Source organism: Syntrophotalea carbinolica DSM 2380 (genome assembly GCF_000012885.1).
Lineage (GTDB): Bacteria > Desulfobacterota > Desulfuromonadia > Desulfuromonadales > Syntrophotaleaceae > Syntrophotalea > Syntrophotalea carbinolica.
Map to the genome: position 1 here is coordinate 2,778,473 of NC_007498.2, position 23,651 is coordinate 2,802,123.

Annotated in this window: 15 protein-coding genes; 7 read left to right on the plus strand and 8 right to left on the minus strand. The window is 55.8% G+C overall.

Features of this window, described 5'->3' with window-relative positions:
- Positions 1 to 306 precede the first annotated feature (306 nt).
- The 5 genes from PCAR_RS19070 to ispG form a co-directional block, all read right to left on the minus strand.
- Entirely contained in the window at positions 307 to 2,415 is a 2,109-nt protein-coding gene (locus PCAR_RS19070) for a methyl-accepting chemotaxis protein (RefSeq protein ID WP_245523290.1), read from the minus strand.
- Between the two features lie 748 nt (positions 2,416 to 3,163).
- Positions 3,164 to 4,891, minus strand: a complete 1,728-nt coding sequence (locus PCAR_RS12945; RefSeq protein ID WP_011342127.1) for a sigma-54 dependent transcriptional regulator — start codon at positions 4,889 to 4,891, stop codon at positions 3,164 to 3,166.
- Complete coding sequence (locus PCAR_RS18000; RefSeq protein WP_148204346.1) at positions 4,881 to 8,258, minus strand: PAS domain-containing sensor histidine kinase; 3,378 nt, start codon at positions 8,256 to 8,258, stop codon at positions 4,881 to 4,883. The genes PCAR_RS12945 and PCAR_RS18000 overlap by 11 nt, the downstream gene beginning before the upstream one ends.
- Before the next feature lie 180 nt (positions 8,259 to 8,438).
- Positions 8,439 to 10,085 (minus strand): glucose-6-phosphate isomerase, encoded by a 1,647-nt coding sequence (gene pgi, locus PCAR_RS12955; RefSeq protein WP_011342129.1) that lies wholly within the window; start codon positions 10,083 to 10,085, stop codon positions 8,439 to 8,441.
- Between the two features lie 276 nt (positions 10,086 to 10,361).
- Positions 10,362 to 11,432 carry a flavodoxin-dependent (E)-4-hydroxy-3-methylbut-2-enyl-diphosphate synthase gene (ispG, locus tag PCAR_RS12960; RefSeq protein WP_011342130.1) on the minus strand — a complete coding sequence of 357 codons (1,071 nt, stop codon included), beginning with the start codon at positions 11,430 to 11,432 and terminating at the stop codon, positions 10,362 to 10,364.
- 378 nt (positions 11,433 to 11,810) lie between these two features.
- Here ispG and rlmD point away from each other — a divergent pair, with 378 nt between their 5' ends.
- Positions 11,811 to 13,229 carry a 23S rRNA (uracil(1939)-C(5))-methyltransferase RlmD gene (gene rlmD, locus PCAR_RS12965; protein ID WP_041531379.1) on the plus strand — a complete coding sequence of 473 codons (1,419 nt, stop codon included), beginning with the start codon at positions 11,811 to 11,813 and terminating at the stop codon, positions 13,227 to 13,229.
- Positions 13,230 to 13,393: 164 nt separating this feature from the next.
- Here the strand turns inward: rlmD and PCAR_RS12970 are convergent, their stop codons facing one another.
- Both PCAR_RS12970 and PCAR_RS12975 read right to left on the minus strand, forming a co-directional pair.
- Positions 13,394 to 13,594, minus strand: a complete 201-nt coding sequence (locus PCAR_RS12970) for a cold-shock protein (protein WP_011342132.1) — start codon at positions 13,592 to 13,594, stop codon at positions 13,394 to 13,396.
- Between the two features lie 217 nt (positions 13,595 to 13,811).
- The gene (locus tag PCAR_RS12975) at positions 13,812 to 15,509 is read right to left on the minus strand and encodes a DUF6178 family protein (RefSeq protein ID WP_011342133.1); all 1,698 of its coding nucleotides are present in this window, start codon (positions 15,507 to 15,509) and stop codon (positions 13,812 to 13,814) included.
- Between the two features lie 192 nt (positions 15,510 to 15,701).
- Between PCAR_RS12975 and PCAR_RS12980 the strand changes: the two genes are divergently transcribed.
- The 6 genes from PCAR_RS12980 to PCAR_RS13005 all read left to right on the plus strand — a co-directional run bounded on the left by PCAR_RS12980 (position 15,702) and on the right by PCAR_RS13005 (position 22,360).
- A complete protein-coding gene (locus PCAR_RS12980) occupies positions 15,702 to 16,436 on the plus strand; it encodes an outer membrane lipoprotein-sorting protein (protein ID WP_148204347.1) in 735 nt (244 codons plus the stop codon).
- A gap of 2 nt (positions 16,437 to 16,438) precedes the next feature.
- Positions 16,439 to 17,662, plus strand: a complete 1,224-nt coding sequence (locus PCAR_RS12985) for an ABC transporter permease (RefSeq protein WP_011342135.1) — start codon at positions 16,439 to 16,441, stop codon at positions 17,660 to 17,662.
- A 1-nt stretch (position 17,663) separates the two neighbouring features.
- A complete protein-coding gene (locus tag PCAR_RS12990; protein ID WP_011342136.1) occupies positions 17,664 to 18,893 on the plus strand; it encodes an ABC transporter permease in 1,230 nt (409 codons plus the stop codon).
- Between the two features lie 151 nt (positions 18,894 to 19,044).
- Complete coding sequence (locus PCAR_RS12995; RefSeq protein WP_011342137.1) at positions 19,045 to 19,734, plus strand: ABC transporter ATP-binding protein; 690 nt, start codon at positions 19,045 to 19,047, stop codon at positions 19,732 to 19,734.
- Positions 19,731 to 20,972: a hypothetical protein gene (locus tag PCAR_RS13000; RefSeq protein WP_011342138.1), complete on the plus strand. Its 1,242-nt coding sequence runs from the start codon at positions 19,731 to 19,733 to the stop codon at positions 20,970 to 20,972. The genes PCAR_RS12995 and PCAR_RS13000 overlap by 4 nt, the downstream gene beginning before the upstream one ends.
- A 104-nt stretch (positions 20,973 to 21,076) precedes the next feature.
- Positions 21,077 to 22,360, plus strand: coding sequence for an OmpA family protein (locus PCAR_RS13005; RefSeq protein ID WP_011342139.1), 1,284 nt, complete (start codon positions 21,077 to 21,079; stop codon positions 22,358 to 22,360).
- A 461-nt stretch (positions 22,361 to 22,821) separates the two neighbouring features.
- Here PCAR_RS13005 and PCAR_RS13010 read toward each other — a convergent pair whose 3' ends face one another.
- Positions 22,822 to 23,448 carry an OmpW/AlkL family protein gene (locus PCAR_RS13010; RefSeq protein WP_011342140.1) on the minus strand — a complete coding sequence of 209 codons (627 nt, stop codon included), beginning with the start codon at positions 23,446 to 23,448 and terminating at the stop codon, positions 22,822 to 22,824.
- Positions 23,449 to 23,651: the final 203 nt, after the last annotated feature.

Here is a 23,651-nt window from a genome sequence, read left to right on the forward strand (position 1 = left end):
GATAATATAAGGCATGGTCATGCCAGTCCACGGCTCCTGAGACTCGGCAGACAATCTTTAAAAATACCGTTCTACATGCAAAACCCGGCCCCTGTCTGCAACGGGTCGCGAGCAGCTCGAAAACGCATTGTTGCCCCCTATCCCCTTGCAAAACAGCCAAAATCGCCAAAGAGCCATCCCAGCACAATGAAGCGGCGATGCTTCATCCCCTATTTCGATGGCACACATCTGTGGTATGCCACAGATGTGTGCCCTATAACGGATTTAAAAGCATGACCGGGAAATGTCCGTCCATCGACCGCGGATTCAATATTTCCCGAAGTCACTATCATCCAGAGCGATCACCTCTTCGGGCTTGGTTTTGGCAGAAGGGGCCGGCAACGCCGGTTGTTCCTCAGGTTTGGAGCTTTTCTTGATTTCAGGCAGCGCCTTGGGAGAAGCTTGCACAACCATCTGGCCACCTGCCTGCCGAACGGTAAAGCGGGCAAGCATGATGCGCATCTGGTCCGCCTGGCCGGCCAACTCTTCGGCGGCAGCCGCACTCTCCTCGGCATTGGCGGTATTCTGCTGGGTCACCTGATCGATCTGCCCCAATCCCTGATTTATCTGTTCGATACCGGCGGCCTGTTCATTGGAAGCCGCGGCAATCTCGCTAATCAGGTCGGTGACCGTGGAAACCCCGTCGACGATCCCCTTCAAGGCAGTCGCCGTTTCGTCGGCGATATGTTTGCCGTTTTGTGTCTTGCCCACCGAACCTTCAATCAGATCTGCGGTCTCTCGGGCAGCTGTGGCACTGCGAGCCGCCAGACTGCGTACTTCCTCGGCGACCACGGCAAAACCTTTACCGTGCTGACCGGCACGTGCCGCCTCGACAGCTGCATTGAGCGCCAACAGATTGGTTTGAAAAGCGATTTCGTCGATCACCTTGATAATCTTGGAAATATTCTGTCCGGAAGCATTGATGTCTTCCATGGCGGTCACCATCTGCGCCATTTGCTGATTGCCTTTTTCCGCGGCATCTCGGGCATGGGCCGCGAGTTGATTGGCTTTGGTCGCATTGTCGGCATTGAACCGGGTTTGAGAACCGAGCTCGACCATGGAAGCCGTGACCTCTTCAAGGGAGGACGCCGACTCTGTCGCCCCCTGGGATAAACTCTGGCTGCTGTCGGCGACCTGCCCCGAGCCGGCAGCGATCTGTTCGCCGGCCGACTGAACCTGGGATACCAGGTCGTTTAGACTGTCGGTCATGGTCACCAGCGCCTTGCCGAGGCGATCGCGATCCGAGGCCAACGTCACATCGACGGCCAGATTGCCCGAAGCGATCTGTTCGGCCAGACCGGCCTTATTTTCCAGACCATCGGCCATGCGATCAAGAGCCGTGGTCAGTACACCGATTTCGTCATCGCGATCCAGGTCAAGCCGCCGGGAGACATCGCCGGCTGTAATATCTTCGGCAAAAAGGACGCCAAGCTGCAGCGCATTGACAATGGAACGTGCGATCATATAAATAACCGCACCCACGGCCAGCAAAGTCAATAGAGTCACCATGATGGTGAGATTACGGATGTGCGCGACAGGAGCGAAGATATCGGCCATTTCGGCACCGGCCGCCACGACCCAGCCGGTTTTCCCCACCCGCTGGTACGCCACCATTTTTTCTTTGCCCAGCCACTGATACTTTTGCACACCCCGCTCGTTGCCCAGCAGGTTCTTACCCCACGTATATTCGGAAATGCCTTTGTCCAGGATATTTTCCGCTACGGGGTGCGCGATAAAGGTGCCCCTTCCATCCACCATGTAGGCATAGCCAAGCTTACCGATTTGAATCGGGTCGATATAGTTCTTGTTAAATCGTTCCAGATCTACGGAACCGAGACAGATGCCGACGGTACGGCCCTCGACAACGACCGGCACCGCAACCACGAAGGTCGGTTTGCCATTCGATTTATCCCGAATCACATTGGAAATGGCGGTCCGTCCGGTCATGGCCTCCCGAAAATACTGACGCTGCGACAGATCCATATGTCCGACCACAGTCGAATCCGAAGCTGCGACCACGGTCCCGTCGGCTCCGGTTACCGCCACCAAATAAAAGCGATCCAGATCATCGAACATCTGCCGCAGCGCTTTGTTTGCGCCGGCGGTTGCATTTAAAGAACCACCGCCGCGCTGAGCAAACAGATCGAGTGTGACCTGACGTTTGCTCATCATGGTCACGGCGCCGGTGACCTCTTCCACAAAGCCGTCGACCTGTGTCCCCAAACCGGACGAAACCTGGGTGATTTGCGCCTGGATAAGATCCTCCAGTGCTGACTTGGCGGCACCAAAAGACAGCCATCCGGTCAGGGCCATACCAAGCAAAATCACGGAAAAACTGGGTAACAACAACTTGCCTCGAAGATTAAGTTTCATCATACGCTCCTGTCATCCCTTGCAAAGATCAACGCGAATTCGGTAATTTCAAAACACCTGGCCACCAAAACACCCTCCCTTGAAAACCACATCGTGTCCGAGGGCAAACCGCCAGCTTCCGGTTGCGCCCCCACCGTTTCAACGAATACGGAAATAGCGTTTACATGAAATTCGACGATCGAATGAGCAATAGGCATGCCACGGGTTGTTTCCACTTCCCTGATAACTAATGAGATAAGACATAATTTTACAGCTCAAACAGGGCCTTAGATGAGAGACATCCCATCCGCCTCCCAAAAAAACGACTTTATCTTCGCCTTTCGAAGCCAAAGATAATGAGCCGTATACAACACTCTCCTCCCTTTTCCGGCCCGCCTGACACGCCCCATTCCTGTAGATTCCGCATGTCACACCCCTAACCGTCGAGAATCACATCTCAAAACCATCTCGACCGACCAAACTGACGACATGACTGTGGCACCGAACAAACGGCCGTGGGGCTTAGCCCGGCATATTTGCAGCCCGAATAAAAAAAGGGGCGGCAAACCGTGTGGTTTACCGCCCCTTTTTAATGCTATAAGGATACTATCTTGCCTGTCGTGCCCTTCGCGCCCCATATCTAATGTCTCATGCGGTCGATCCTGTCTTGAATTTCTGCGTCACGCCCGCACGACCTCTTCGCCGAGCAGGCATGCCTGCTCGCCGCTGCATAGCATCAAAAACAAAGCAGGATCTGCTGTCTGTCCGGCTGTCAGACTTGTGCGAAAGGCTCGACCAGCCCGAACTTCTCGATCTTACGGTACAAGGTCTTGCGATCAATGCCCAAAAGACGAGCGGCCTTGGCCTTATTCCAATCGGTTTTGTCCAAAGCGGCCAGGATCTGCTGCTGTTCCTGCTCCTCCGAGTCAGCACAGTATTTACCGACAGCCTGCTCGCCCTGAAGAATTTCTTCCGGAACATGGGCCAGAGACGCCAGAGGCTCGGTACAGTGAATCAGGATGTGTTCGATGGCATGCTCCAACTGGCGCACATTGCCAGGCCAGTCATACGCCTGCATCGCCCGCATAACCTCCTGGTCGACACCTTGAAGATTGCGGCCGAGCACCTCGTTGTATCGTTGAATGAAATGATCCACCATCGGGGGGATATCTTCCTTGCGCTCCCGAAGTGGGGGTAAAGCCAAAGTGATAACCTTGAGGCGATAATAGAGGTCCTGGCGGAACTCGCCGGAGCGGACTTTTTCTTCAAGGTCCTGATTGGTGGCGGCAACAATGCGCACATCGACCTTGACCGGCGTCGAATCGCCGATGCGTTCGACCTCTTTTTCCTGCAGCACTCTCAACAACCGCAGCTGCATGCGCGGAGAGATATCACCGATCTCATCGAGAAAGATCGTCCCCCCATCGGCTTTTTGAAAACGGCCGACATGATCCTTAACCGCTCCGGTGAAGGATCCTTTGACATGCCCGAAGAGTTCGCTTTCCAACAGCGTATCGGACAGAGCGGCGCAGTTCACCTTGACCAGAGGCCGGTTTTTGCGAGGTCCGGAAAGATGCAGAGCTTCGGCCACCAGTTCTTTCCCGGTGCCACTCTCGCCGAGAATCAGCACCGTCGAGGGAACCTGCGCCAGCGTTTCGATCAGACCGAATACCTGCTGCATTTTGGAACTGGTAGCTATCATGCGATGAAAAGACTGGCGCTTGTTAAGGCTGCGCTCCAAATCGTCGAGACGGGTTTCATCACGCACCACCATCACGGCGCCAAAAACATCGCCCTCCTTGTTTTGCAGCGGCGAGGTCGACAAGGAAACCACCTGCCCGGCCCGCTCGAGATGTTCGCACTCCATGCGCTTAAGTTCCATGGATTTGCCTTCCTCGAGGGTGCGCGTCAAAAGGTCGCGGCACGTTCCGGCGCAAGGCATGGACAATGCGTCGATCTTTTCGCCGCGATCATCCTTGCTCCAGCCGCACAGGCGGCTGGCCGCCTGGTTAAAATCCGTAACGCAGCCCGATGCATCCACGGACAGCAAACCGTCTTTCACACTTTCGAAAATGGCGGCAAGATTGGTTCGGGTATTCGCCTCTCGATCGATGGCCTGCTTGTACTTGAGCGCGGAACGGGCCACCTGCAACAGATCTTTTTTAACCACCGGTTTGGAAATATAATCGTAGGCTCCCAGACGCACAGCCTCAGCGGCGGTATCGACATTGGGAAAGCCGGTGATCATAACCACCGGGGTGCTCTGATCGTATTCCCGTAAAGATCGAAGCACCTCCAGCCCGGTGCGACCGCCAAGCACGATATCCGAAAACACCAGATCATATTCACCTTGTCGCAACAAGCTCACGGCCTCGTCGAATTCTGCTGCGGTTGAAACATCATAACCTTCCGCGGCCAGAAAACGCTCGAAGCTGAAGCGCAGGCACTTTTCATCGTCGATAACCAGAATTCTGGCAGGGCTGTCGGCATTACGAGTCATGGGTTTCCTCTGATGCTGCGGGGAGAGCGAAGGTGACCATCGTATAGTGGCCCTCCTTGCTGTCGATGACAATTTCCCCATGGTGATCTTTGATGATACCGTGGCTGATGCTCAGCCCCAGCCCGGTACCCTCTCCGCTCGGCTTGGTTGTATAAAACGGATCGAGAATCTTGTGCAGGGAACTTTCGGGAATGCCGGTACCCTGATCGCGAACGGACAGGTGAACCATCTGCTGTCCCTGCTCCATGCAGGTTGAAGCTTTGATAAGCAGGGTCTTATCCGGATGCACTGTCGGATATTTCTTGTTAAGCGCATAGCGGGCGTTACTCAACAAATTGAGAAGAACCTGCTGAATTTCCTGGGCATGGGCCACCACTTCGGGCAGGTCGGGCGGCACCTCGACCTGCAAATGAATACCATCCTTGCGCAACTGCGATTCGGTCAGAGCCAGGGAACAGGCCAGCGTATCCCAGAGGGCGACCCGATCCTTGTGCTCCTTGCGGGCCCTGGCAAAAGCCAGCAGATTGCGTACAATGTTGGCGACCCGCTCCCCTTCCTCGATGATGCCGCGCAGGATATCCAGATCATCCTTTTCGATATCGAGACTGTCGGCAAGCAGCTGGGCATAATTGATAATGCCGTTGATGGGATTGTTGATTTCGTGCGCCACCCCGGCAGCCAGTTCGCCCAGTGAAGCCAGCTGCCCGGTACGCAGGGATTCCTCGCGCAATTGAATCTGCCGAGTGATATCGTTGGTGTAGCGAATAACCTGCACCGTATTGCCTACTTTGTCCTTGACGGGGAAAGTCCGCACCTCCCAGCTGCGACCGTCCTGCGTCTTGAAGACCACCTTTTGCTGCACACCGGTACGGAAACTGGCCATCACCGGACACTCTTCCAGATGACAGGAACAGTTGCCCCACAGGGTACAGCATTTCTTTCCCGGAATCTCCCGAATGGGATAGCCGAGCATATTGGCGGTACTCAGATTGGCCCGCAGCACGGTGCGATCCGGGGCAATCAATGCGATAGAATCGGGTATGCCATCGAGAAGAGTCTGGTATTCTCGATACAACCGTTTGAACTTCTTTTCACTTTGGCGCAAAGCCTGTTCCGCCACAATCCGGTCGGAAATATCGATGGCCACACCACGCACCCCGACAATACGCCCTTTTATTACCATGGGCGAAACCGAAATCATCACCTTGAAACGAAAACCGTTGCGCGCCTCGATCAGACATTCATTGGCATTGATCGTTTCACCGCCAAGAACGCTTTGAAAAGCATCTGTCAAGGCATCGCGGTCCGAGCTTGCCAACAGATCGAAAACGCTAATGCCCTGTTGAAGATCAGCATCATCGCAGCCGATCATCTCCAAAGTGACCCGATTGGCAAAAGTCAGCCGGCCGAGGGTATCGGTCTCGAAAACCGACTGCGGCAACAGGTCTGCGGTATCCCGGAACCGCGATTCGCTTTCGCGCAAATCCTCTTCGACTTTTTTGCGCTGGGTGATATCCAGACCGACAGCCTGCACCTCGGTGACTTCACCGAGTTCCCCCACGATGGCCGTATTGCTCCAGCGATACCAATGGCTGCTGCCATCATCCTGAAGGATAGGGGTTTCATGATAAAGCGTCCCGGGATTGTTCAGCAGGGTCCGGATATGTTCATCCATGGAGGATCGGACCTCTTCCGACATTCGATCTATGAACTTCCGTCCCAATAACTCCTCAGGCTTTTTTTTAAAAAGACGGCAATACGCCTCATTGACATACGTCAGGGTCGTATCGGGTAACCAGCGGCACACCGCTTCAGCCTGGGTTTGCACCAGGGCCCGGTAACGCTCCTCGTTGCGACGCAACTCCTCATCGGCCTGCCGACGCTCGGTAACATCACGAAGACCGGCAATAGCCTTCAACTTATTCCCTTGCTGCCACAGCGACAGAGACAACTCGACGTAAAACTGCTCGCCATTGCTGCGCAAGGCGGGCAGTTCGATATTCTGGCCGAGTAGATCGGATTCATGGGCTCGGGTAAAAAAAGACACCAGGTTTTGCCGGTGACGTTCGCGCAGGTGCTCAGGAATCAGACGATCGAGAGGCTGACCGACCATTTCTTCTTCGGTATAACCGAACATCTTTTCGGCGGCAGGGTTGAAAACCACCACCAGCCCCTGTTCATTGACGCCGATCAAAGCATCGCTGATCACCCTGACCACAGCTTGAAAGCGTTTTTCGCTCCAGGTAAGAGACTGACGAATAAGTTTGAGGGAGCGTAACCGGGGCAGCACCAGGATGAGCAGAATAATCTGCAGAAGCAGAAACAGAAGCCCCCCCAACACCAGATGCGAACGGACGCCGAAAACCTGAGGTGTCCCATCCAGAAGCATACTGCCTTGGGGTAATATGCTCAGGGGAATCTGCCAGCGTTTAAGAGCCGCAACCGAGAAAACATACCGGGTGGTATTGACCTCGAACGGCCCCTCTTTGCCGATGGTGTCCAGGCCCAGTACCTTATCCATAAAAACATGGGCGGCAGCCTGCCCTTGCGCAAAACCGTCGACCACGCTCCCGCCGAGGACACCGTCGGTGAGATAATTGGTGCCCATGGTTAATATCTTGAACTTTCCCGCTTCCGACAACATCTGAATCGCCAACGGAATCGGCACCGGTCCGCCATCCGGCCCGAGAAGTCCGCCCAGGGTCGTAAGGACGACGGTGCCTTCGCCCTTGACGGACAGCTTGCTCCGGAGTCCGGACATGGTTTTATCCGCCACAAATTCATAATCGAGATCGGGGAAGTGTCGCCCCATCTCCGCCGCAATGTGGCTGGCGATGAGATTGTGGGAAGTGCAGTTGTCACCCAGGAAATAAATTTTCTTCAGCATCGGATCCATGGCAAGAGCCAACCGGACATTACCGAGAATATCCTTGCGTTCGTACACCCCCATGAAGCTCTTCGGATTCAGCTGTTGTTCTAGCCACAGGTTATTGATACCGCTGAATATGACAGGTACGTCGGGAAACAGGCAGTCGCGGTAGCGGATCAAAAACACCAGGGCATTGTCATCGGTGGCGTAAATGGCATCGGGATGGTAACCACGGAATTTTTTTTGCAGATATGCAGCGAAAAAGGCCTCGTAATCTGCGTCGTATTCGTTACGCTTGGTGTCCAGATATTCGGCAAAACAAGACACCTGGTACTGCGAGGCATCTTGTTTGAGGGCCGCGACAAAGCCGGCATGCTGATTTCGAGTCCAGGCATATTCGGCATGGTAGGAATGCAGCACCAGAAGGCTCAGGTCACCGGCTGCCACCTTGCCGGGACACAACGCTCCGGTCAGCAAAACAACTCCCAGGCACAACACTGCCAAACTCTTTGCTGTAAAATCACAAGAAACACGCACGATGATGCCCGCCTTTTTACTCAATAAAAAAATGGCAGGATACCACACCCAGGCGGTATCCTGCCAAACTCATCGACCATAAAACTTTAAATCTTAAGATAAAACAGACCGAACGCCGCCATATCAATGGCAGAGTTCAATTCAAACCGGTAAAACCTGCTTGCCCCATACACGACGGATCAAAGCTGCCGTCGAGGCATCGTGTCCCTGCGTGGGATCCTCTTCCCGCAACTCCGTAAGAATCGCTCCGGCCAACTGCTTGCCGAGCTCCACCCCCCATTGATCGAAGGAATTAATCCCCCACAAAGCCCCCTGGACATAGATTTTATGCTCATACAAGGCCAGTAGCATGCCGAGGGTCCTTGGGGTAAGCCGATCAAACATCAACAGATTGCTGGGCCGGTTGCCGGGAAAACCCCGATGCGGAGCAAGACGCAGAACAGTCGCGTCGTCCAGCCCCTGCTGCTGCATTTGCTGCACGGCTTCGGCCTCCGTACGCCCGCGCATCAGCGCCTCGCTCTGGGCCAGACAGTTGGCCACCAGTATGTCATGGTTTTCGGCGAGGGAATAATGGCTGCGCACCGGCACCAGAAAATCGACCGGTATCAGTCGCGTCCCCTGATGCAGCAATTGAAAAAACGCATGTTGCCCATTGGTTCCGGGCTCGCCCCAGACCACCGGACCGGTATCGAAGGACACGCTGTCACCGTCGCAGGTCGTACCTTTGCCGTTGCTCTCCATATCGGCCTGCTGCAAATAGGTCGGCAGACTCTTCAGATGCTGGGCATAGGGTACGATGGCCTGACTGGCGGTACCAAAAAGATTGATATACCAGACGCCCAGAAGCCCCATGATGACCGGCAGGTTTTTCTCCAGCGGTGCACTGCGAAAATGTTCATCCATGGCATGGGCACCGGCCAGCAGTTCCTCGAAACGATCCATGCCCACGCCCAGGGCGATGGACAGGCCGATGGCGGACCACAGCGAATAACGGCCGCCAACCCAATCCCAGAAAGTGAACATGTTGTCCGGATCGATACCGAACTGTTGCACCCGCTGGCGATGAGACGAAATGGCCACGAAATGACGCGCGACATGCTCCGCCCCCTGGGCAGCCCGCATAAACCAGTCCCGGGCGGCATGAGCATTGGCCAGGGTTTCCTGCGTACCGAAGGTCTTGGAGGCAATCAGAAACAGGGTCGTCTCCGGTTGCAAGTCCTTTAGCGTATCGAGCAGCTCGGCCGGATCGATATTGGAAACGAAGTGGACCCTTATGCCAGGGTGATGGTAAGGCGTCAATGCCTCCATCACCATGCGCGGGCCAAGGTCGGAGCCCCCGATACCGATGTTGACCACATCGCGAATCGGCTCACCGGTATAACCGCGCCAGGCACCGGAATGGACCTGTTCGACGAACCTGCGCATCTGCGCCAACACCGCGTTGACCCGGGGCATGACATCTTCCCCGTCAACATGGATGGCGCGGCCGGAGCGGTTGCGCAAAGCCACGTGAAGGGCCGGTCGCTGTTCCGAACAATTGATCGGTTCTCCCGCAAACATCCGGGCGATGTTATCCTCGAGGCCGCGCTCGCGGGCGAGGTCACACAACAGTTTAACGGTTTGATCGTTGATACGGTTTTTGGAATAGTCGAACAAAAGATCTTCCAACGAAAGGGAAAAACGTTGAAACCTCTCAGAATCCTGTGTGAACAGATCGCGCATGTGCAACGGGGATATTTTCCGGTAGTGTTCCTGCAAATGTTGCCACGCCTGCGTGTCGGTCAGCACCTTGCCTCCTCTGTGAATATCTGGTTCCTTTGCAATCCGGATTGACCAGGCGACGCCGCAACCTGTCAAAGATCTCCATAAAACCAGATAAAAGCCCGTATTTCCGCCGATCGGCAATAATTGACCAAAACCAAAACAGAGTCAAAAACTTTTTGATCTTTCATCGGCAGCCTGAATATTATCAGACTAAGTAAGCCATAAAAATGGCCGATTTCCAGTTACAACGGAAATCGGCCGGTATTTTCCTGAGCCAAATACGGTTTGAGATCGCAAGTTTCAGCGGCCGGAAGACGCCTCCTCCACCAGTTTCCAGGCTTCCTCGACCAGGGCATCGGCCAGTTCTTCCTGAGGCACTTTACGCACCACCTCGCCATGCCGGAAAAGTATCCCCTGGCCCTTGCCACCGGCGATGCCGAGATCGGCTTCGCGGGCTTCCCCGGGGCCGTTTACCACGCACCCCATCACCGCAACGGTGATGGTCAGGGGCAAATCGTGCAGGCGTTTTTCAACCTCTTCCGCCACGGAAATCAGATCGATCTGACAACGTCCGCAGGTGGGGCAGCTGACGAACACGGGACCACGCTCGCGCAACTCCAGAGACTTGAGTATTTCCCAACCGACCCGCACCTCTTCCACCGGGTCGCCGGTCAGGGAAACGCGCAGGGTGTCGCCGATACCATCGTACAGCAGCGCCCCCAGCCCCACGGCGCTCTTGATAGTGCCTGCCCAGGTCGTGCCCGCTTCGGTAATACCGATATGCAGGGGATAATCGACCTGAGCGGCAAGCAGTCGATAAGCTTCGACCGTGCGGCGGATATCCGAAGCTTTGAGACTCACCTTGATATCCTGATAGCCCAGATCTTCAAGGATACGGATATGCCCAAGGGCGCTCTCGACCATGGCCGCGGCGGTGGGATGCCCGTGGCGCTCCAGCAACTCCTTTTCGAGGGAACCGGCATTCACACCGATACGAATAGGCACATGACGTTCGGCACAGGCTTTGACCACCTCTTCGACCTTCCAACGCTCTCCGATATTGCCGGGATTGAGCCGCAGGCCGTCAACGCCGCTTTGCAAAGCGGTCAGGGCCAGACGATAATCGAAATGAATATCGGCCACCAGCGGTATGGGACATTCGGCGCGAATAGCGGACAATGCCTGGGCGGCTTGTTCATCAGGCACCGCACAGCGCACGATTTCGCAACCGGCTTCGGCGAGACGTCGGATCTGCTCCAGGGTTGCCGTCACATCGCTGGTCGAGGTACTGCACATCGATTGCACGGATACGGGCGCATCGCCGCCAATAGCGACATTGCCGAGTTGAATCCGTCGGGAAACGCGTCTCATAAGAGTTACTCCTAAAAAAAACAGGCCGGATTATGGGCCCGAAACCATGGTGTATATATGTATGTATAGTCTGCTTACACAGGATGTTTCAGTCAATCATCCTGCAAAACCTGTTATCCTTTTGGCACCACAAAGGACTCATAGCGCGCAAAAAGGACAAACCTCCTCGGGCGAAATATGAAAATCCGCCGAGAAGCAAGCAAAGAACAGTCTTTGCAACGGAAAGGAACCAAACCGCTTACGGGCTGTAGCGGCTCGAGTTTACGACCCGCCAAGACCGAAGTCAAGCAGGCAAAACAGCCGTTGACACTGACCTGAGAACGATTTATGGTGCCGGCAAACTTAACAATAAAGCCCAAACAACCGGAAAACAACCCAATGCCTAAACAAAAACAAAGCAGATCAAAGCCCGCGCGCGCGCGCCGCAAGCCGTCCGCAGAGCTTATAGAAGTCACTATCGACCAGCTTAACGACGATGGTATCGGCATCGGCCGATACCAGGGCAAGGAGGTCCTGGTGGCCGGATCCCTGCCTGGCGAAAAAGTCTGCGTCGCTGTTGAACATGAGGGACAACGCCGTATCATCGGCCAGTTTCGCCGCTTGCTGACCAAGAGTCCCGCCCGCAAGCCGTCACCGTGCCCGAGCCTGCGCGACTGCCAGGGATGCTCCCTGATGTCCATGGGCTATGCCGACCAATTGGACTTTAAGCAGACCAAGGTACGCGAGGCTCTCAACGCCTATCCGCAGCTGAAAGGGACGGATATTTCGCCCATCCTTGCGGCCGAAGAACCCCTCGGCTATCGCACCAGCGCCAAGCTGGCTGTTGCGCGTCGTAACGGCCGCATTGTCATCGGCCTGTACCGGCGCGGCAGCCATGAGGTTGCCGATATCGGCGCCTGTCCGTTGCACCATCCCCTGGTGAACCGCATCGTCGAAGTGGTACGGGAGGAAATCGCACGGCAGGACATCTACCTCTACAACCCCGTTACCCGCCGCGGGCTGCTGCGTTACCTGCTGATCAAAGTCAGCCCCGCTACCGGCAAGGCCATGGTGACCTTTGTCACGGCCCAACGGGAATACAAACGCATCACGGCACTGGCCAAATGGGTCGCACGCAAGATTCCGGAAGTCGTATCGGTACAGCAGAACGTCAATGCCTCCAGCGGCAATGTCATCATGGGGCGCGAAACCCTGCGCATGGTGGGCCAGCCCGATCTATTCGACCAGGTCGGCAATATTCGGCTGCGCATTTCACCGACTTCCTTCTTCCAGGTCAATCATGCGCAGGCGGCCCGCATTTATGCTCTGGTACGTCGCTGGGCGGCCCTTGAATCCCATGAGTTCGCCCTCGATCTGTATTGTGGAATCGGCGGCATCGCCCTGCACCTGGCCCAGGACGCCGGACGGGTCATCGGCGTCGAAATGGTCGAGGACGCCGTGCGCAACGCGCAACAGAACGCGGCCATGAACAATCTTGCCAACTGCCGTTTTCTGGCCGGCGACACGGCAGAGCTCCTGCAGGATCTGATTGTGGATTTGCCGTCCCTGGCGACGGCGGTCCTCAACCCGCCCCGCAGCGGTTGCGATGTGGAAGTTCTGCAAGCCGTAACGCAGCTACAACCGCGCACCATCATCTATGTTTCCTGCAATCCCGATACCCTGGCCCGCGACCTCGCGGAGCTTCAGAAACTTGGCTACCGGACGGCTGAAATCCAACCCGTGGACATGTTTCCGCAGACTGCCCATGTGGAATCGGTAGCCCGCCTGGTGAAAACCGGCCAACAGGCAAACCAGTGATTGGTGATTGGTGATTGGTGATTAGTGACGAGTAAAATCCAGGTCAAAGCCTGTAATGAGAGTTACTGCCCAACCACCAACCACTGATTTAAACGACAAAGCTCCGCGCATATGCGCGGAGCTTTGTCGTTTACCTGCCGATTTTTGCAGAGGCGGACAGCCCCCTACAGCTTAATCACATTATTCGCCTGAGGCCCTTTCTGACTTTCGATAATATCGAACTCAACCTGCTGGCCTTGAGTCAGGCTTTTGAACCCTTCAGCCTGGATCACCGAAAAATGTACGAACACGTCCGGACCATCCTGTTGCTCGATAAAACCGAACCCCTTGGCGTCATTAAACCACTTCACCACACCTTCTGCCATTTTGGTCACTCCTTTGATCTCGCGCGTGCGCCAACACTACCTAAGCCTTGCCGTCATACCCGGCGGAGTGGCCATGCAACCATCCTGAGGAATTTCATCGAAGCGTGCATGACCTGTCGTTTATTAGTTCAACCTAACTAACATAACGACAGAGCAAAATCAACTTCTTTTTATATTCATCCCCGGCTGCATAGCGCGGCGCGCCAAAGGAGTGCCATCAGGCCCCGCGAACCAACAAGCCGTCCAGAAACCGCGGATCGAGCATATCGGCGCGCAAGGGGCACAAGGTTGTATCCCAGCACTGCAGACAGCTCTCGGCAAAAGGCCATGCGTTTTCCTCCACGGTGCATAACCAGGTCCGCGTTTCTTCCTGCAAACCTGCCGACAACTCCTTGTCCCGACAAACCCGACCGTGCAAAACAGCCAACTCGGCAACGGGCAACGGCGTGGGATCAAAAGCTCTGCCCAGCAACCGATTGGCAAGAGCCGTGAGGAAAAAATGGCGCAAACCTACCGCTTGCATCTGTTCCGGCTGGCAGCCGCTCAGATCGAGATCATCCGGCGCCGGCAACTGAAAGGGAAAATGTTCTTCGAATAATCTGCAGGTGGCCTCCAGCGTGGCCAACAGCTCCTTGACCCGCCGCACATCGGACAGATTCTGGAATGGCCGCACATCTTCGCTGGATGCCGCATCGAGAACCAGGGGATAAAGAGGATGCCCCTTGGCAAGCACTTCGACGGTGGCTGCCCAGTGACCATCGAGCCATGGGCCGAGGGAGGAGTCAAGCAAACGCCGGGCACGTCGCTGCAATTGCAGGGTCAGGCTGTAACCGAGACGAAACAGGGGCAGCAGATACGTCTCGTTGAACAGGCGCACGGCCTTGGATTCATCGGTATGGCAAAGATGTTCAAGAGCCAGATTGAGATAACCGTATACGCGTTCGATGGCCCCTCGTAGCTGCTTCCTCTCGCCGAAATCGATACCCTCGGCAACCAGGACTTTGTTGGCCAGATAGGTAAGCTCCCAGCCGGTATCGCCGTCGAGGCCCGAGGCCAGTACCTCGGCAAGCAGATCCCTGGGACGCGCCACGCTCAACACGAATCCGGGAGCCGGTTCGCTTTCGGCAACGCCGGGATAACGCCGATACTGATCGGCATCGAAGGTTTCCGGATCGATCCAGGCATAGATTCCTCTGGCCTGCGAGGGGTCGGGAAAACCGAGATCCTGCAAGCGATCGCAATGCGACTGGAAGGCATTCTCTTCAAGACTGGACGGTATCTCCCAGCGCAACACATCCATCAGATAGTTATAAAAAGTCTGATCCAGACGATAAAGGCAATCCAGAAGGCTTCGAACGAGGCGCGCATACTTCGGTTGCAGCATCTCCAGTTCGTAACCACCAATGCACTTGGACTGGTCGACAGGGTTGTCCTCATCCTCAAAGGCCTGGGCGCCGCGCAAAACCTGCACGAATTTTCGCATCACCAGCACCAGCAGCTCAAAATCCACGGACCGCGCCACCTGCAGGACTTTTTCTTCGCCTTCGGTCATGGCCAGGGCCAGCCAATGCAAAGCCTCCGGCGCATCGATCTGATCCTTGCGCCAGCAATCCAGATCGACAAAGGACGTCAACTGCTCACCGGACGCCATGGCGACGAGCTCCGGAACCTCGTCCCGGCCAAGTTCCTTGATGGTCAAGAACAAATCCTGGGACGCCAGCGACTGCACCAACGCACCCCCATCCGCAGCATTGAGAATCATGCGGTACCGCAATGAGGCATCGGCGCGACGCACGTTTTCCTTCTGTTCCGAAAGCGAAAGGCTGCCGAAAAGACGAGGATCACGTGCCAAAGAAGGCAAAGAGACTGTCGGCTTGGAGGTGCCGCCGGTCCCCGGTTTTTCCGTCTTACTCATAATTACTCCCTTTATAGGATTTGATTCGGGTGGCGGACAATGTAATGCAGGCCCTGCCTGCGGTCAAGGGCTGACGGATATCCCGCCGGAAATGCCTGCCGCATCTTTGCATCCGGCAATTCCCTTTTATACTTGAAAGGTATCTTGCCTTTGCGTGCCCGACAAGGTCCGATAATGATGTCATACAAAATAATGCTGCTTGTTTTCCTGATAATCATGCTGGTGCCTCCCTGCAACGCTCCGGCAGCACCCGAACTCGACCTGCGCACCCTGATCCGCGAGGTGGAAGATCAATATACCGGCATTTCCTCCCAGGCCCTCATGCGCATGCAGGTACGCACCGAGCATTGGCAACGGAGCTTAAAAATGGAAGCCTGGTCCCTGGGGCGCGACCGATTTCTGATCCGCATCCTCGAACCGGCCAAGGAGCGGGATGTTGCCACCCTTAAAAGCGGCCGGGAGGTATGGAATTACCTGCCCAAAGTCGACCGGGTGATTAAAATCCCACCGTCCATGATGGGGGGGGCCTGGATGGGCAGCCATATCACCAACAACGATCTGGTCAAACAGTCCCATATCGACCAGGACTACGACTTCACGCTGCTGAGCGAAACCGATCGTTTCTGGCGCATTGAAGGGCAGCCGAAACCGGATGCGGCTGTCGTCTGGGGCAAAATCATCTACCAGGTCGGAAAAATGGACCGCGTACCACAACGTATCGCCTATTTCGATGAAGACATGGCATTGGTCCGTGAAATTTTGTTCGACCAGGTACAAACCATCGGCTCACGACGCCTGCCCATGCGCATGGTCGTACAGCCCGTGGACAAACCGCAGGAACAAACCATTCTGGAATACTATCGGATTGAGTTCGATCTCCCGCTGCGGGAGGACTTTTTTTCTCTGCGCAATCTGAAACGGCGGTGAACATGCTGCTATCTCTGGCCTTGCGCAACATCTGGCGCAACAAACGCCGTACCCTGCTGACCCTGTCGGCCATGGTGGTTTCCCTGGCCCTGCTGATCCTGGCGCTGGGCATATTCTCCGGCATGCTGCAGGATATGCTGGCCTCGGCCACCGAACAATACCGCGGCCATCTGGTCATCTCCATGCCCGGATATCAGCAGGATCGGGAGATGTTCAACGGCTTCGTCCCCCCCCTGGGATTGCTCGAACACCTCGAAAGTAATCCCGATGTTCTGGGGGTATCCCCTCGTCTGCGCGGCTTCGGACTGCTGTCTCATGGCAACAACACCTATCCGGCAGAACTGCTCGGTATCCGCCCCGGCCACGAACGGCAGGTCACTAATCTTGCGGACCACTTGATTATGGGACGCTACCCGGCACCGGATGCAACCAACGAAGCCTTGCTCGGTCGTGGACTGGCACAAAAACTGGGGGTTGCCATGGGCGACGAACTGGTCTTTGTCACCCAGGCCGCCGACGGATCCATCGGCAACGACCTGTTAACCGTGGCAGGCATTTTTGCAACCGGCGACGCAGCCCACGACAACAGCCTGGTGCTGGTGCCGTTGCCCTGGCTGCAGGATGTGATGGTGCTTGAGAAACATATCCACGAACTGGCTCTGCGTATCCGTCACCCGCGCGAAGCGCAGGCGCTTGCCCATCGACTGGCCGCCGAACTTCCCGGCCGACTTACAGCAATGACCTGGGGTGCCCTGATGCCGGAGTTGCACGAGGCCATCGCCAGCTTTGATGCAAGCCGCTTGATCGTGGCCGTCATACTCTATCTGGCCACCGGGCTGGGCATTCTCAATACGGTTTATATGTCAGTCATGGAGCGCACTCGGGAATTCGGCGTTTTGATGGCCATCGGCATGCGCCATGGGCAGATCCGTCTGATGGTGCTGACCGAAACCCTGCTCATGGGCCTGCTATCTCTGCTGATCGGCTGCAGTCTCGGTAAGCTCATGACCCTGTATATGCAACGGGTAGGCATCGACCTGTCCGAGCGCCTGACACCCATCACCTACGCCGGCAGCACCATCTTACCAAGATTGCACGCGGTCAACGATGCGGGCAATTACCTGCTGCCGGCTGTCCTGTTGCTGATCATTGCCGTGCTGGCCGGCTGGTTGCCGGCCCGCCGCGCTGCCAAACTGCAGCCGGCCGATGCACTGCGGGAGGAATAACATGGACACCCTGATTCTGGCCTGGAAAAACCTCTGGCGCAACCGCCGTCGCAGCGTTATCACCCTGATCGCCTTAAGCGTCAGTCTGATGCTGATGCAGGGTTTCCACAATCTGGCCGTCGGCTCCTATGCACGCATGGTCGACAGCGGCGTACGGGCCGGCTCGGGACATATCGCCCTTTACCGGGGGGATTATCATCGCTCACGGGACGAGGTCCTGACTTTCGAGGCAGCGGACCTTATCGAACAGTTGACCGGCATGGATGAGATCACACATGCGCTGCCACGCGTATACCTGCCGGGACTAGCCCAATCAAGTCGTGAAAGCCGCGGCATCCTGCTTACCGGTATCGATCCCGCCCGCGAATATGCCGTCAATCCTTTTCTGCAGCATCTCCCGCCATCAACCATGCCGCAAAGTCTGGAAAGCCGCGATGCCTTGCTCGGCAGCCGCCTGGCTTCCGAACTGCAACTGTCAGAAGGCAACAAGTTCGTCATTACTGCCCAGAACCGCCAGGGCGACCTCATCAGCGAACTGTTCCGGGTGCGCGGTGTCGTGCATACCGGGTTACGCGACGTGGACAACTCCCTGGTCATGGTCGGATGGCACCGCGCTGCGGCCATGGGCGGATTCCCTCGCCAGATTCACGAACTGGCCCTGATACTGACGAGGGCCGATGCCGAGGCCACGGTCATGCCACAACTGTTGAGGCTATTGCAGAACTCAGCGGTACAGGCCATAGCCTGGGACGAAGCCATGCCGAACCTGGCCGATTCCATCAAACTCGATTACGCCAGTCAGAAGTTCATCTTTGCCGTTATGCTGCTGATCGTCACCATCGGCGTCGTCAACACTATGCTGATGTCGGTCATGGAGCGCGTACGGGAATTCGGCATCATCCTCGCCATCGGTGCCTCACGCGGCCGGCTGTGCCGCATGATCCTGGCCGAGGGACTGGTTCTCGGGGCACTGTCCGTGTGCGTCGGATCACTGCTCGGAGCCCTGCTGACCTGGTACCTGGTCGCACACGGCATCGATCTTCGCCAACTCATGCCGCAAAGCATCGAATTTGGAGGCGTCATCTTCGACCCCATTCTGCGGGCGATCTGGGATATTTCATGGATGGCGAAAATCGCCCTGTATCTGCTGGGGTTGGCCCTTGGAGCAACCATCTACCCGGCTGTCAAAGCTGCCCGCCTGGCCCCCGCAGAGGCTATGAGGCATATTTAGGCAAGCGTCCTTTGTCATTCGTCATTGGTCCTTTGTATCCAATCAATAACCAACTCGGACCAGTGACCAGTGACCAGTGACCAGTGACCAGTGACCAGTGACCAGTGACCAGTGACCAGTGACAAAGGACAAAGGACAAAGGACGGTTTTTATGCCCCTTATCGAACTGACCGACGTCGAAAAAATCTACCCACTGGGCAACCAGCAGGTCACCGCCTTGTCCGAATTCAGCCTGTCCATCGACAAAGGCGAATTCACGGTGCTGGCCGGGCCGTCCGGCAGCGGTAAAACGACCGTTCTCAATCTGGTCGGCGGCATCGATCAACCGACGGCGGGAACCGTCAGGATCGAAGGACGCGATGTCGGGCCCCTCGATCCGCGTGCCCTGGCGGATTTCAGATTGCATCATATCGGCTTCATCTTTCAATCCTACAACCTTATCCCCGTTCTGACCGCTGCGGAAAATGCCGAATTCACCCTCATGCTGCAGGGCGTTGCCAAAGCCACGCGGCGCAACCGCATCCGTGAATTATTCAAGGAACTGGGTATTGCCGGTCTGGAAAACCGCAAGCCGAGGGACCTGTCCGGAGGGCAACAACAACGGGTCGCCATTGCCCGCGCCATGGCCCCGCAGCCCACGGTGATTCTGGCCGACGAACCCACCGCCAACCTCGACTCCCAGACCGCCGAAGAACTGCTCGACCTGATGTATCGGCTCAATACCCAGCGCCACACGACCTTCATTTTCAGCTCCCACGACCCCTTGGTGATTTCGCGGGCACGCAGAATCATTCGGCTTAGGGATGGCCGGCTTGAAGATGATCGAAAGCAGCAGCGATGAGAAGCGTTGGACCGCCCGCACCGGTCAGGCGAAACGGGCACCATCTTTACTCCCGGCACGCCGGGATCCTGCTGCTGTTATACCTGTCCTTACTTGTGCCCCTCTCCGTCCACGGCCGCGACATCGCCTGGGGAGGCCGGTTCAAATCACTCTATCTTCACCTTGAGCCGGCCCCCGGTGGCTGGGCCGATGGAGGAGAAATATCCTCCAACAACCTGCGGCTGACCCTGAAAACCGACTTGCCCCATAACCTGACTCTCGAAACCGCCGTCGAATCCAGCCTGATGCTGGCACACCCCGCCGGACTGGCAGGATTCGCGGAAAACGGCCGGCAACGTGCTGTCGACCTAACCGCATCCTGGGGAGAAAACCACGCGGTAAGTGAACAACTGCACATTGACCGCCTGTGCCTCAGCGGACAAGCCTCTCATCTGGAATGGTCACTGGGCAGGCAAGCCATCGGCTTCGGCCGCATCCTGCTCGCTTCTCCTCTGGACGTGATCGCGCCCTTTGCACCCGATGCCCTCGACACGGAAATCCGACCGGGGGTCGACGCCTTGAAGCTCCGTTATTACATCGGGCAAACCGGTGAACTCGGTGCTTACGCCGTGATGGGAGAACATGCCGACGACTGCAGCGGCCTGGCGACCTTATCCTGGAATACCCGAGGCCTCGACATTCTGGCCATTACAGGCCTACTGCGAAACCGCCCCATGGTTGGGGTGGGACTTGCCGGCGACATAGGAGGCATCGGCATCAAAATGGAAACCGCGGCCTATTCAGGCAAAAAGGTTTCCCAGCCCGAAGGAGACCTGCACCGTTTTTTCGCCATAGCAGCCCTCGAATGCTGGTACCGGTTCGGCAACGGCCTGGTGTTCACCGGCCAATATCTTTACAACGGAGCCGGTGCCGACAAGCCCTCCCAATACCCGCAGGCGCTCAATTCGGCACCCATCCGGGAGGGATTGAGCTTTTTGCTCGGGCAGCATTACCTGCTTCTCGCCCCATCCTACGAACTCCACCCTTTGGTCACCTTATCCGGCCTGGGTATCGTGAATCTCCAGGATGGTTCCTGGCTGCTACGCCCAGCCTTGAACATTTCCCTTTCCGACAACCTGGATCTAATGTTATTCTGGGGGTTCACCCTTGGTCGTTCTGCGAAAAATCTCCGTTTCCCGCGCAGCGAATTTGGTGCGCGCGGCCAAACGGGCGGGCTTTTGCTGACCTGGCACTTCTAAACTTTAACCTTGAATTAAAAGTATGAAATGTTAACATGAAAGAGCGACTCTACCCATCCGTCATCAAGCACACATTCCCGGCGATCAAACTCGGGAGGGATATAATGCAAAGCGCTATTTTTCGTATCTTCGTTACTGCACTCTGCATATCGACTTTCTGTCTGTCGGCCTGGCCAGGTCTCGCAGCGACACGCGCCAAAAAGGATTTCTCCATATCCCCCATGGTGGGGGGCTATGTCTTCGAAGGCGACCAGGATCTTGAAGACGACCTGACCTACAGCCTCGGATTGGGCTACAACCTGACCGACAGCTGGAGCACCGAGTTCGTTCTCAACTATTTCAACACCGACTATGAGCATGACAAAAGCGGCGATGTCGACGGTTTGCTTTATCGTTTGGACACCTTGTACCATTTCATGCCCGAAAGCAGTCTGGTACCCTACCTGGCCGGCGGCATAGGCGGCATCACCGTCGACCCTGACCACGGCGCCCGCGAAACCGATCTGCTCTTCAATTACGGCTTCGGCCTGAAATACTTTTTTACCGACAGCCTGGCCCTGCGCGGCGACTTGCGTCACGTATTTGCCTTCGGGGATCCGGAAAACAATTTCATCTATTCCGCCGGTCTGACCTACCTGTTCGGCAGCCAACAACCGGCGACTCCTCGCGTCGTCCCTAAAGATACGGACCAGGATGGCATTATCGATGCCAATGATGCCTGCCCCGATACCCCGGCAGGCGCTCCCGTCGACAAACTCGGTTGCCCCCTCGACAGCGACAAAGACGGCGTACCCGACTACCGCGACAAGTGCCCCGGCACTCCGGATTCCGTTGCGGTGGACCAGCAGGGCTGTGCTCTGGACAAAGACGGTGACGGCGTCGCCGACATTCATGACCGATGCCCCGATACACCGGCGGATACACCCGTGGACACGGAAGGATGCATGGGCGATGCCGATAAAGACGGCGTTGCCGACCAGATGGACAAGTGCCCCGGCACCCCGGCAGGCCTGATGGTCGACCAACAGGGCTGCCCCATCTCCCTGACCCTGGCCATCGAATTCGATGTCGACAAAGCGGACATAAAACCCCGCTATCACAGCGAACTCAAACGCGGCGCCGATTTCATTCGCAAATATCCGGAATCCCGCATCCTGATCGCCGGCCATACCGACTCGACTGCCTCGGATGCCTACAACCTCGCACTGTCACAGCGCAGGGCCGACAGTGTCCGCAACTATGTGATCAGCAACTTCGGCATTAAAGCCGAACGCCTTGAGGCCAAGGGATACGGCGAAGCCTTCCCCATCGCCGATAATGCCACCGTCCAGGGACGGCAGCGCAACCGGCGGGTCGAGTTGAGTGTTTATGCGCTGAACAAAAAATAAAACCGTCCAGTAAAGAAGAAAAAAGGGACCGGCAATAGCAGCCGGTCCCTTTTTTTGTAGCCCATATTTCGGGGCTGGCTAAAAACCGATTTAAAGTCAGCCTTAAATGCTGGCCAAAATCATTCTCGCGCGCGATCGCGTTACTCACCTAAGCCACAAAGAAAGTCTTATTTACCCCGAATTGAATCTTTTGGTCTTTAGCTTTTCTTAGCGCCTTCGAGGCCTTGCGTGACATGAACTTGAAGTTGCTCGGAAACTTATCCGCTTTCCAATAAACGCAAGTCCCACTTCTTTCTTACGCGCACGACAATGCAACATATCCCGATAAACCATCACCCCGATTCGAACTTTCGGATTTTGATTCGGCCATGCCGCACAATTCAAGTTTCTATCTATTTTGGAAAAAAACAAAAAAGGGCCTGCCGAAGCAGGCCCCCCAATGATCATTGCAGATCAAACTTTTAGAAGCGGTATTTCATACCGATATTGTAGCTCCAGACCTTAAGGTCGAGGTCTGTACCATCAAGCCCGGCACTAGAATTAACTTCAGTTTCGTTATCAAGGTACATAACGTCAACATTAGCATAGAGATTTTCGGTAATTTTGATATCGGCACCGACTTTTGCAGCCCAACCGAAGCTGTCTTCGATATCAAGGCTATAACGCTGGCCACCCACAACAACAGTCTCGTCCCAAGCATACACCCAGTCAACGCCAACACCGACATAGGGGCTGACTTTCCACTGGGGCATCGGATGGTATTTGATGTACAGGGAGGGGGGCAACAGCCAGGCTTCACCAGATCCAACCTTATTATCACCAACTTCAAGATCAACGTGGGCAATAGCAGCCACCAGTTCAGTACTGAAATTAGGGGTGAAGAAATATTCCAGGGTCAGGCCACCAGTCATGGTGTCCTCGGCACTGATCAAGGAAGCTGTGGGGTTGACAGAGTCAACATCCGGGTTAAGGAACATCATCTGCACACCAACGCTGTAACGCTTGAAGTCATCGGCAGCGGTAGCAACCGAAGCCACGAACACGACCATCATGGCCGCCAACACAATACCAACAATTCTGTTTTTCACGACTTACCTCCATATGGAAAAATTTTCCAATAAAAAGAACGACACCACGCCGTTCCTCAACATCAGGTTTTTAATGAATGCCCCCATAACCCACTTCAAGGTAGGAACAAACATTAAGTGGTATAAAACAGTGTAAACACCTTTGTCAACAGCATATTTCCGTATACGTAATATTTAAAACAAATCTATAACATCGTTGTAAA

Bases quoted from the DNA above. Each gene is read 5' to 3' on its own strand.
- PCAR_RS19070 (WP_245523290.1), bottom strand. From the start codon at position 2,415: ATGATGAAACTTAATCTTCGAGGCAAGTTGTTGTTACCCAGTTTTTCC.
- PCAR_RS12945 (WP_011342127.1), bottom strand. From the start codon at position 4,891: ATGACTCGTAATGCCGACAGCCCTGCCAGAATTCTGGTTATCGACGAT.
- ispG (WP_011342130.1), bottom strand. From the start codon at position 11,432: ATGAGACGCGTTTCCCGACGGATTCAACTCGGCAATGTCGCTATTGGC.
- rlmD (WP_041531379.1), top strand. From the start codon at position 11,811: ATGCCTAAACAAAAACAAAGCAGATCAAAGCCCGCGCGCGCGCGCCGC.
- PCAR_RS12970 (WP_011342132.1), bottom strand. From the start codon at position 13,594: ATGGCAGAAGGTGTGGTGAAGTGGTTTAATGACGCCAAGGGGTTCGGT.
- PCAR_RS12975 (WP_011342133.1), bottom strand. From the start codon at position 15,509: ATGAGTAAGACGGAAAAACCGGGGACCGGCGGCACCTCCAAGCCGACA.
- PCAR_RS12980 (WP_148204347.1), top strand. From the start codon at position 15,702: ATGCTGCTTGTTTTCCTGATAATCATGCTGGTGCCTCCCTGCAACGCT.
- PCAR_RS12985 (WP_011342135.1), top strand. From the start codon at position 16,439: ATGCTGCTATCTCTGGCCTTGCGCAACATCTGGCGCAACAAACGCCGT.
- PCAR_RS12990 (WP_011342136.1), top strand. From the start codon at position 17,664: ATGGACACCCTGATTCTGGCCTGGAAAAACCTCTGGCGCAACCGCCGT.
- PCAR_RS12995 (WP_011342137.1), top strand. From the start codon at position 19,045: ATGCCCCTTATCGAACTGACCGACGTCGAAAAAATCTACCCACTGGGC.
- PCAR_RS13000 (WP_011342138.1), top strand. From the start codon at position 19,731: ATGAGAAGCGTTGGACCGCCCGCACCGGTCAGGCGAAACGGGCACCAT.
- PCAR_RS13005 (WP_011342139.1), top strand. From the start codon at position 21,077: ATGCAAAGCGCTATTTTTCGTATCTTCGTTACTGCACTCTGCATATCG.